This window comes from Arenibacter latericius DSM 15913, from assembly GCF_000424985.1.
In the GTDB taxonomy this organism is placed as follows: Bacteria; Bacteroidota; Bacteroidia; order Flavobacteriales; family Flavobacteriaceae; genus Arenibacter; species Arenibacter latericius.
This window is the reverse complement of sequence record NZ_KE384286.1, coordinates 81643-93553: the sequence shown is the minus strand read 5'-3', so window position 1 is coordinate 93553 and position 11911 is coordinate 81643. Positions and strand designations below refer to the sequence as shown.

Below are 11911 nucleotides of genomic sequence, written 5' to 3'. Positions count from 1 at the left end.
AATTTACTGATGTCCACGCCCACTGTTTCCATTATTTTCATAATTTTATGGTGTTTAAAAATGGTTGCGTTGACTAACACCTTTAGTAGGTAGAGACTGAAATTCTATTTGGTCCTTGCAACCGGGTTAATAAAGAACGGGGACTAATACAGGCGATAGGCCATAAACCTAGAACGACACAAAGTTCACCCCGTTCTTTTTCAATTATGGTTATTAACAAAGTTATACTTATCAACAAAGAAAAAAGAAGCAAAAAAAGAAATCTCATCATCATAACTATTATTCTTTTTTGTATTCCTTTTATTTACTAAATATAACTTTATAAATCTAAAGGAATGGAACGGGCAAGCCCGCCTCAACAATTCGGGTAAACCCGCATAGGAGCACTTTAATATTCCTTAGGAAGTAAAAATTAAATGGAATTTAGTATGAAAAACAAAACAATTATAAAGGAAAGTGTTGTTTCAAAATTAGGTTTTTTATACTACACCTTTATAAAGAATAGTGTTCCACCTTTTTATATGGAAACTATAACTAACCAACTCAACAAGGGTTGTGTGATAAAACTACCTAAATCCGATGATTCCCATAAAACTATAAAAGGGGTTCATATGGTGACCAATGTCCCAGACTATCTTTCCATAAACCTAGACATAGTAGGTACACAGTTAAAGTGTTCAAAAATATCCCAATACCAAGGATTCTTGGTGAATCTAAAAGATTTTAAGGACAGCCAATCCTATCTAAAGCAACAATTGAGTAAAAGGAATATAAAGAATTTATATGCTAAACAACGTAAATTAGAAGGAAGTCATAATATTTCCTATACCTTTCATTACGGTGATATTACCGAAACTCAATACGATTTTCTTTTTACAGAATTGTATAATATGCTCGAAAAAAGATTCTATGAGAAAAAAATCTATAATAACAATTTGCTGAGTTGGAAGTATTATTACGACCTAGTCTATCCAATGATCTTGAATAAAAAGGCATCCTTATTTGTAATATATGACGGAGAAAAGCCAATTACCATAACCCTGAATTTTCATTTAATGAGTATGGTTTTTAGTTATATTCAATCTTATGACCTTAACTATTCCAACTACAATATGGGTGATATAAGCATGCTAAAGCATATAGAATGGTGCAAAAAAAATGATTTTACCATTTTTGATCTTTCCATGGGCCACACAGATTATAAGATTAAATGGTGTAACCATACCTACAGATATAAACACCATCTTTTTTACAACTCTAGCTCCATAACCTCTAGAACCAAAGCTTCCGTAATCATCCTTAAATTTAAATTGAGACAATATTTAAGGGATAAAGATATTATTGGTAAAAAATTTCAATTAGATAAGTTTTTCTATAAAAGCAAGGTTAAACAATTAGACAGTTTCAATTGGAAAGAATCTTAATCGCTCCTAAAATTATATCGACTATAGAGAAGAAATCAACTAGAAAGTGTATGTATTATAAAACAATGTTATAAAAACCAGAATTCAGCAAATACGGTAAAATTATTCCACTCCTAACAGTAAACTACCTCGGGGCAAGTCCACAAGGCATTAAAAGAAAAAAAACGTATTGATTTCGAGGCCCGCCTGGAAGATTCGGGCAAGACAGCCTCGGAGCTTTTAAATCTGGATTATCGAGTCAAAAATTAACTTAACTCTTAATTGTAAAATTTAGGCCATTGAAGTCGGTTCTGCTTAACAAGCATAATTATTAAAATGTAATGTATGAGGGTAAAGAAAATTGATTTATTTGCAGATCTATTCGAAAAAGAAAACGGCATCCCTGAAATTTACAAAGGTGCACAATTCGCAAACACGCTAATAAAATGTTATCCTCAACCAAATAGCATACCTGAACCTTCTGTTTATTCCATAAAATTTGTTCCAGCTTATTTAACTTTTCCACTAACTAACAGCACTCTTTTTCATTCCAAAATAATACCTCAGGTGAAAGGGTATTCCGCAAATTTGGATGGCTATTCAGAGGTTAATAGTTATGTGAAAAATCAATTTAAATCCAATTCTAAAACCATCCACAGGTATGTGAAGCGGTTGGAATCCTGTTTCAATATAGAATATGCAATGTACTATGGGGAAATAGAGAAGAAAACCTATGATTTTATAATGGATTCTCTGGCAGATATGTTGCTAAAAAGGTTCCGTCAGCTAAATACAAAAAATGAAAGTGACTCCAAATGGGAACATACAAGAAATGTTGCATACAACCTTATCTTAAAAAAACGAGCCTCCTTATTTGTTATTTATGATGATAATAAACCCATAGAGATTTCCCTGAATTTTCATTTTTACGGTATTCTTTTTAGTGCTATTTCATCCTATGACATTGATTATTCGAAATTTGGTCTAGGGCATGTCGAAATTTTTAAGCAAATAGAATGGTGCTTAGAAAATGACCATTTGGTATTTGAAATGGGCAGAGGTGATTTAGATTATAAGCGTCGTTGGAGCAATCAAATATATTATTTTGAACATCATATCCTTTACCGTAAAAATTCATTCTTAGAGGCTTGTTGGAGTTTAAAGGAGGCCTATTTAGGGCGACTCAAACTATATTTAAAATCTAAAAACATTCACACCCTCTATTACAATCTAAAAAGCAAAATATCTGGGAAAAGTTACATAAACCACCAATCTGTCGAATATAAAGTGGAAGCACTACAAACACCCCCATCAACCGAAAACCTTATAAAATTAGATTCCAACACGGAGGAATTCGCCTTTCTAAATAAATATATTTACGATTTTCTGTACTCCACCATTACGCCAATATCACAGGTAGAAGTTTATAAGATGGAAAAAGAAAATACATTTATCATAATAGGCAGCAAAGCGAGTGTGAAAATTTTACCATCTACTAATTGAAAATACTCAAAGACTGGAAGTATCGATTATATAAACCGTTTCTAAAAAAAGAGTTCTCCTTCCCATTTCAGTTAAAAAAAGCTACTTCTGCAATTCAACGACAAAACCAAGTTCACCATAGAATCTTTTCAAGTTTTATTATTGTAAGTTGTACATTCCCTTTCCAAATTGAAAAATCTCACCTCTCATAATTTTTAATTTTATTCTGTTAGTAGCAAATGAAGAATACCGTTTCTGCCCTACATGTCGCCATAGGATTTAAAAGAGATTTTTCATTAAATAAACCCTAAATTCTGTCGGACGTTTATGTTATTCAATTCCCTAGAATTTCTCTTATTCCTGCCCACAGTATTTATTTTATACTGGTTTGTTTTCAACAAAAACATTAAGCACCAAAATATACTGATCATCATCAGTAGTTATATCTTTTACGGTTGGTGGGATTGGCGTTTTTTATTTCTGATAATTTTGAGTACCCTGGTAGATTTTATAATTGGTCAAAAAATCTACAAACATGGGGATTCACCCAAAAGAAGTAAATATTGGCTTTCGTTAAGTGTCCTCTTTAATTTAGCACTTTTGGGCTTCTTTAAATATTACAACTTTTTTATAGACTCGTACATCGACCTTCTTGCTAGTATAGGATATGATGTAAAGAGCCCTTGGATACTGAGTGTACTGTTACCGGTGGGGATTTCGTTCTATACTTTCCAAACCATGTCCTACTCATTTGATGTTTACTATAAAAAAATTAACCCCACTAAGGACTTAATTTCTTTTGCCACCTTTGTTGCCTTTTTCCCGCAATTGGTAGCCGGCCCAATAGAAAGAGCCTCCAATTTATTGTCTCAAATCACCAACGAAAGGAAGTTTAATTATGAGAGAGCAGTTAGTGGAGTTAAATTAATTCTATGGGGATTCTTTAAAAAATTAGTGATTGCCGACTCCATAGCGCCCATTGTGGATGATATTTTTAACAACTACACGGAACATACTGCATCCAGCCTAATCTTAGGGGTTTGTCTATTCAGTTTCCAGGTATATGGAGATTTCAGTGGCTATTCGGACATCGCCATTGGAACAGCAAAACTTTTCGGAATAGAACTAATATCTAACTTTAAGTTTCCAAATTTCTCAAGAAATGTAGCGGAATATTGGCAAAGATGGCATGTGTCTCTATCTACCTGGTTTAGACATTACCTCTATATCCCTATGGGAGGTTCTAAAGTAAGCAAGCTTAAGTCCGTAAGGAACATTTGCATTATTTTTTTGGTCAGTGGCTTTTGGCATGGCGCCAATTGGACTTTTATTTTCTGGGGCGGCCTCCATGCTTTATTCTATATACCTGTATTTTTAATGGGTAGAAATAGAATTTATGCCGATAACGTTATTGGACAAAATACTATACTACCATCCATTAAGGAATTGCTTATGGTATTTTGGACCTTTATATTGATAACCTTTTCTAGAATATTTTTTAGATCCCCATCTTTAACAGACTCTTTCAATTATATCGAAAGAATATATAGCAATTTCAGCTATTCTGCCTATACCCACCCTATGGGATATAGAATGACCGACTTTTATATCTTATTGGCCTTATTCACCATATATGAATACCTAATTCGGAAAGACGAAAGAAATCCTTTTAAGTTTAAATCAAAAGGGGTACGCTTTCTTATCTATAGCGCCATGATCCTCGGCATGCTGTTATTTTATGATGATAATGTGAACCGATCTTTCATCTATTTTCAATTCTAAGAAAAATCATGAAAAAATTCCTTGGTAAAACAGCACTGTACCTCTTCTTAATTCTGTTGATGTTAGAACTAGCAGTACGGGCATTTCATCTTTACACTGTAGATCCACCTAGATATATTGATGACCATGGCGTTGAAAAAAGAGTGCCCCACCATAATGGCTACTCCGTTACCGGGAATAGAAAACAAAATTTTTCTGAATTCAATATTAATAAATCAGGTTTTAATTCGCACCGGGAGTTTAATCCTAGTGCTAGCAAGTACGAAATAGCGATCGTTGGAGACTCCTATATTGAAGGGTTCCACCAAGATTACCAAAACTCTATAGGCCAAAAAATAGAAGAAAAAATAGAAGATATAGAAGTATACCAGTACGGTTATGCCGGTTATGATTTTGCCAATCAGATGCATTTGGTATATGCATATCAGGATACTTTTGATTTAATTGATGAAATTATTTTATACTTAAACTATGAAAATGATTTAGAGCGTGATAGGTATACCCCGAATACTAATAGAATAAAAATGTTATCTTCTACCCTATTCAAAATTCGCGATCAGATAAAGTTGTTATCCTATGGTTCAAAAATTGGCGTTTTGGAACCCTTTAAGAAACTTGCAACAGGTCAAAATCCCTTTAAAACAGATGTTACTGCTTATCAATCTAACGAAATAAAGGAAGAAACTAAGGCTGAGAAACTAGAAAGAGATAAAAGATATATCGCCAATTTCCAAAACCTTATAAAGCTTTACGGCTTTAACAAAAGTAAAACCACACTTTTACTGGATACCAGAAGAACAAGTAATGTTTTCTTAGATTTTTGTGATCAAAACAACATTAAGTATATCGATTTTTCAGAAAGCTTTAAAAAATCCAAAAAGTCCACCAATCTAATTTATGATATGCATTGGAACGACCATGGGAGGGAATTAATTGCAGAGGTCATCGCAAGTTATATAAGGAATAAGAAAAAGGACTAAGTCAAAAGATGGTGAGATGGATGCCTATAAAAAAACAAACCCCCATCAATAAATTGATGAGGGTTTGTCATTATCGTGATGTGTTATTACTTCACTTCTTCAAAATCTACATCCTCTACGTTATCGGCATCTTTAGCCTCTCCGTTAGACGAAGCAGAATCCGCTCCACCATCAGCAGGTGCACCTTGTTGTGCTTCTGCCTGAGCTTTGTACATTTCTTCAGAAGCTACCTTCCATGCTTCGTTAATCTTATCTAAAGCAGGTGTAATTACTGCAAGATCTTTAGACTCATAAGCTTTCTTAAGCTCTTCCAAAGCTTCCTCGATTGGTTTCTTCTTGTCATCAGACAATTTATCACCAAACTCTTTTAATTGCTTCTCAGTCTGGAAGATCATACCATCTGCCTCATTCAGCTTATCTACAGTTTCCTTAGCTTTTTTATCAGCTTCAGCATTAGCTTCAGCCTCAGCTTTCATCTTCTTAATTTCCTCTTCGGTCAATCCAGAAGAAGCTTCAATCCTAATATCCTGGCTCTTATTAGTAGCCTTATCAGTTGCAGAAACCTTTATAATCCCGTTAGCATCAATATCAAAGGTCACCTCAATTTGTGGCACACCTCTTTGTGCTGGTGGAATACCATCTAAATGGAAACGTCCAATTGTTTTATTGTCGGTCGCCATAGGACGCTCTCCTTGCAGTACGTGAATCTCAACCGATGGCTGATTATCTGCTGCAGTAGAGAAAACTTGAGATTTCTTAGTAGGGATTGTAGTGTTGGCATCAATCAATTTAGTCATTACACCACCCATAGTTTCAATACCTAAGGATAAAGGAGTAACATCTAATAACAATACGTCTTTTACATCTCCTGTAAGAACCCCACCTTGAATAGCAGCACCAACTGCAACCACCTCATCTGGGTTAACTCCTTTAGAAGGCTTTTTACCAAAGAACTTCTCTACAGCGTCTTGTACTGCTGGAATTCTTGTAGAACCACCTACCAAAATCACCTCGTCAATGTCACTTTTAGACAATCCGGCAGCTTTTAAGGCCGACTCACAAGGAGCGATAGTTCTTTTTACTAAATCATCTATTAATTGCTCAAACTTAGATTTGGTCAATGTACGCACCAAATGCTTAGGTCCTGAAGCAGTAGCTGTTACATAAGGTAGGTTAATTTCGGTCTGAGAAGTAGAAGATAATTCAATTTTTGCCTTTTCTGCAGCCTCTCTTAAACGTTGCAATGCCATAGCATCTTTACGCAAGTCTATACCTTCTTCCTTATTAAACTCATCTGCTAACCAATCTATTATCTTCTGGTCAACATCATCACCACCTAAGTGAGTATCTCCTTCTGTAGACAACACTTCAAAAACACCGTCACCCAACTCTAGGATAGACACGTCATGTGTACCACCACCAAAGTCGAATACTACTACTTTCTGATCCGTATCTTTTTTGTCCAATCCATAAGCTAAAGAAGCCGCAGTTGGTTCGTTAATAATACGCTCTACAGTAAGTCCAGCAATCTCACCAGCCTCCTTAGTAGCTTGTCTTTGTGCATCATTAAAGTAAGCAGGAACAGTAATTACTGCTCTAGTTACATCCTGTCCAAGGTAATCCTCAGCTGTTTTCTTCATTTTCTGAAGAATCATAGCTGATAATTCTTGAGGTGTATACAAACGACCATCTATATCTACCCTAGGTGTATCGTTATCACCCTTAACCACTTTATAAGGTACTCTATCGGCTTCACTGTTAGAATCCGAAAATTTATTACCCATAAAACGCTTAATAGAGTAAATGGTCTTGGTCGGATTAGTTACTGCTTGTCTTTTTGCAGGATCACCAACCTTAATCTCACCACCTTCTACAAATGCTATGACAGATGGAGTAGTTCTCTTTCCTTCTGCATTAGGGATTACAACAGGCTCATTACCTTCCATTACGGAAACACAAGAGTTTGTTGTACCTAAATCTATTCCAATAATTTTACTCATGTTTATGTATTTACTATGTTATAAATTCTTTTATTAGTACTTGCCCGTAATAAGACAAGGATTGTGCCATCACAAATAAATATGACAAGGTGGCAGTCTATCCTGTCTAATCTCCCAATTCATTGATTTTTCATACCTATTTGGGCATTCCCCTTTGGCATAAATAGGCCAAAGGGTCGTGCTTTCCATTGCTAGTCCCATTATCCTCCTCTGCATGTCGGTTAATGGGAGCTATACATTACAATCACTAATGCGGGGAAATAGTTTTGAGTACAAAGTAGTGAGTACATAGTATTGAGTCCCTCCCTCGGGCAGGCCCGAGAACACGAACTTTAGCTAACTTAAGTTTGGGTATCTTTTTAATAATATCCTATTTAAATAGCGAAGCAAAATTCCTTATCCTCAGAGGACCGAAAAGTAAATACAATGATTTGCATTTACATGAAGGGGCCAGCTGGTGCGCTTGAGCCAAAGCTCCGAAATCAGGAGCGAAGGAACGTAGCGACGCGGAGTTTGGCCCATGGTTTTTCGACCTCGGTGTCGAAAAAATTCATAGGAGAAGGCGCCTTTTTCTTTGTTTCGTTTCTTTTGGGCGAACAAAAGAAATGAAAGCAAGTAGGTTAGAGAAATTGATTAAAAGCACTTATGATTCAATTACAAAACTAACAACATAATGCTTACTCAATATATGTTTAGTTAGATGATAGTATTGAGATGTGAGTATTGAGATTCGCCAGTTTTACAGTGAACATTAAACAATTAGCAATAAACAATGCTGTACGTCCCAGATATGGAAATTGCTCGCTGCTAAAAATAAACTTACAAAGCATTCCAATATAGCCCCTAGATTTATCTCGGGAATTATTAGGTATCAGTAAAACAACTTTAGCCAAATCTTGAAAACTCCGTCCTCTAATAGTATTGAGTAGTAAATCCCATTGGTAGATTGTTACATTATTTAATTTCCACAGTAGCTCATCTTCAAATTAGCGAATTGAAAAATTGATTGATTGTTGCATTGATTCATAGGTACTATAATCCTATCTTTACCTTCAAAATAATAGTGATATAAATGGAATGTATTAGTGTTTTCGATATGCTTAAAATAGGGGTCGGACCTTCTAGCTCACACACCTTAGGGCCATGGCGTGCTGGAGAACGATTTATTGGAGAGCTAAAGAAAAAGAAAGTTTTCAACTCCCTTAGTAATGTTAGAGTAGAAGCCTATGGGTCTTTAGCCCTTACCGGGAAGGGTCACGCTACTGACATCGCTATTATGATGGGGTTAACTGGGGCCGATCCAGTGACCGTACCTATTGAAAGTATAGAGGGAACCATCCAAGAGATAAAGGAACGAAAACTACTTCCACTAAATAACACGCTAGATATTTCCTTCGATCCAAAGACTGATATTGTTTTTGTTAGGGAGTTTCTACCTTTCCATGCTAATGGAATGAAATTTATTGCCACCCTAGAGAATGGCAAAAAAATAACGGAAACCTATTACTCCATTGGAGGCGGATTTGTAGTCAAAGAAGAAATGGCCAATTCCAAAAGGAAAAAAGAAAAATTTAAAGCCTTTCCCTTTTCCATACAAAATGGAGTGCAGCTATTAGCAACATGTAAAGCTCAAAATAAATCTATTTCAGAAATAGTTCTAGAAAACGAGCGCTCCTTACGTACGGATGCCGAAATAGACGAAGGTTTACAACGTATTTGGGATACCATGTTATCCTCTATGTACACTGGCTGCCATACCGAAGGAAATTTACCCGGGGGCCTCAATGTAAGAAGACGCGCTTACGATTCTCACAAAAAATTAAAAGGCGATCTTCCCTACTCCACTCCGGAAGAATGGTTACAGACTATACGAAAAACAGAAGTAAAATTCCGATCAATCCTTAAATGGGTAAGCTGTTTTGCGCTCAGCGTTAATGAAGTAAATGCCTCATTAGGAAGAGTAGTAACTGCTCCCACCAATGGAAGTGCTGGCGTAATTCCTGCCGTTCTAATGTATTATATGGTTATAGAAAACCACGAAGCTAATTTTGAACATATAAAACAATTCCTACTAGTAGCAGGAGAAATAGGTAGTATATTTAAAAAAGGAGCTACCATCTCCGCCGCCATGGGGGGCTGTCAGGCCGAAATTGGAGTTTCTTCTTCCATGGCAGCAGCTGCGCTTACCGAACTTATGGGCGGTACCCCAGAGCAAGTGCTTATGGCAGCAGAAATTGCTATGGAACATCACTTGGGCCTCACCTGTGACCCCATTGCAGGCTTGGTACAAATTCCCTGCATAGAACGAAACTGTATGGGAGCAATAAAAGCCATAAATGCAGCAGAACTAGCACTAGATGCAGATCCTGCCAATGCTAAGGTCCCCTTAGATAAAGTAGTAAATACTATGTGGGAAACTGCTAAAGATATGAGCACCAAATACAAAGAAACTTCGGAAGGCGGACTAGCAGTAGGAGTGTTCCTGAGTGATTGTTGATTTATTAGTACAAAGTATTAAGTACATAGTATTGAGTCCCTCCCTCGGGCAAGCCCGAGAACACGAACTTTAGCTAACTTAATTTTGGGTATCTTTTTAATAATATCCTATTTTAATAGCGAAGCATATAAAGCTCCTCGCTTTCGCTAGTACAAAGTATTAAGTAGTGAGTAGTGAGATTTGTTTGTTACATACCTTTAACATCCTAACTTGATTAATTACTCCTTCACTTTATGTAAAATCATTCGTAAAGGTATTCTAGCCTTATACTGAAATAAATTATTGAATTAAAATTCTTGACCATCGCTACGGCTGGCTCCTCTAAACCAAGGTACCCCGTACCTTAGTTGGGTTCGTTTCTTTTATTCATACGCTTACTTATTGATTTTAACGGAATTCATGAATGCATAGCATTTGGGCGAGCAAAAGAAACCGACGTAGGAGGTTCATGAATACCTTTAAAAAGGAAATAGAAACCAATGAACTAAACCGACGAAGGAGGTTCATGAATACCTATAAGAAACAAATAAAAACCAATGAACTAAACCGACGAAGGAGGTTCATGAATACCTTTAAAAAGGCAATAGAAGTCTATGAACTAAATGAAAGCAAGTAGGTTAGAGAAATTGATTAAAAGCACTTATGATTCAATTACAAAACTAACAACATAATGCATGCCCAATATATGTTTAGATATTATCCTAAAAAAAACTGAAATATGAAATTATAAACACACCTCCGTAAACATTACAAAACCAACTTTTTATAGGTTTAGTTAGATGATAGTACAAAGTATTTAGTATTGAGACATATGTCGAGACTGGCATCATCAGCTTTATTAAACATAAATTATAAAACTGGGACTGAATTTACTTGCCGAGGACTGAGTAGGAAAAAATCTTATCAATAGTAATTAGGAGCCTGAAAATGACGAACAAAGGCAACTTCATTTTGATATAGTGTGGTGGTTTACCTGAAAGTGCATAACGGAGAGATAGAAAGCTATACCGTTTATGCAGCACCAATAGATAAGCCATTAGAAAAGGACCCTTCCGTCTTTTGTTCAGGAAAAGAAGTGAATCCCATCCAAAATATGAAGAATTGAATAGCCCCGTGATTTATCGCGGGGATAACTAAAAAGCTAAAACCGGCTTTAGCCAAAATGAAAATGCTGCAAAGGTTCCGCTAAAGCCATGAATCGCAGACCCATTTAACCCACGAATTAAAGCCTCGTGGCTATTCAAAATGTTATTTATTTTGGGAGGCTTTAAATTGAATTGCCAGCTTTACGTACCACTCTAATCCAGGGTTCCTAACATTATTCAGAAAAAGTTTTGCCCCTATCCTAAAGGTGTACATTTTCTTGATATTGGTATAAGTCATAAAAATTCTCTCTCCCTTTTAGATCTGGATAATATTGAGAATTGAGCAGTAAGTCAGGCCCGAGAACAGGAACTTTGGCTAACATAAGTTTTCGTTCCTCCATGGAAGTTAGGGAAACAAGCATCGTAGCTCCCTAATCTAACTTGACTACGTAAAAGAGGAAAACTACAAAAACATTTGTACGGATTATCCGCAAACGGTGTAAATACTGGGAAGAATTTCTTCAAAATTTCCAAACTACCCAATTGCTAGATTTGTCATAGTGATCAATTGCTACAATAGTTTGTTTCCAAACCTACAAATTAACTCATTTCTAAATTACCCCCATTGCTACATTGCTGTATTAATCAATTGTTACATTAAAACATTAGCTCATTTCCAAAT

At 35.8% G+C, this 11911-nt stretch carries 7 protein-coding genes; 6 read left to right on the top strand and 1 reads right to left on the bottom strand.

Going from position 1 to position 11911, the window contains the following annotated elements; genetic code table 11:
- Nucleotides 1-428: 428 nt before the first annotated feature.
- From H344_RS0117835 to H344_RS0117820, 4 genes are all read left to right on the top strand, one after another.
- Nucleotides 429-1424, top strand: a complete 996-nt coding sequence (locus tag H344_RS0117835; RefSeq protein ID WP_169514991.1) for a GNAT family N-acetyltransferase — start codon at nt 429-431, stop codon at nt 1422-1424.
- 324 nt (nt 1425-1748) lie between these two features.
- Nucleotides 1749-2906 carry a GNAT family N-acetyltransferase gene (locus tag H344_RS0117830; protein WP_026811509.1) on the top strand — a complete coding sequence of 386 codons (1158 nt, stop codon included), beginning with the start codon at nt 1749-1751 and terminating at the stop codon, nt 2904-2906.
- A gap of 468 nt (nt 2907-3374) precedes the next feature.
- Nucleotides 3375-4667, top strand: coding sequence for an MBOAT family O-acyltransferase (locus H344_RS0117825; protein WP_316929569.1), 1293 nt, complete (start codon nt 3375-3377; stop codon nt 4665-4667).
- 8 nt (nt 4668-4675) lie between these two features.
- Nucleotides 4676-5647 (top strand): hypothetical protein, encoded by a 972-nt coding sequence (locus tag H344_RS0117820; protein ID WP_034256969.1) that lies wholly within the window; start codon nt 4676-4678, stop codon nt 5645-5647.
- Between the two features lie 86 nt (nt 5648-5733).
- Here the strand turns inward: H344_RS0117820 and dnaK are convergent, their stop codons facing one another.
- Nucleotides 5734-7647: a molecular chaperone DnaK gene (gene dnaK / locus H344_RS0117815; RefSeq protein ID WP_026811506.1), complete on the bottom strand. Its 1914-nt coding sequence runs from the start codon at nt 7645-7647 to the stop codon at nt 5734-5736.
- A gap of 1072 nt (nt 7648-8719) precedes the next feature.
- On the opposite strand from dnaK, the gene H344_RS0117805 reads away from it, so the two are divergent.
- Both H344_RS0117805 and H344_RS21810 read left to right on the top strand, forming a co-directional pair.
- Nucleotides 8720-10144 (top strand): L-serine ammonia-lyase, encoded by a 1425-nt coding sequence (locus H344_RS0117805; RefSeq protein WP_026811505.1) that lies wholly within the window; start codon nt 8720-8722, stop codon nt 10142-10144.
- A gap of 403 nt (nt 10145-10547) precedes the next feature.
- Nucleotides 10548-10760 (top strand): hypothetical protein, encoded by a 213-nt coding sequence (locus H344_RS21810; RefSeq protein WP_157378379.1) that lies wholly within the window; start codon nt 10548-10550, stop codon nt 10758-10760.
- Nucleotides 10761-11911 lie beyond the last annotated feature (1151 nt).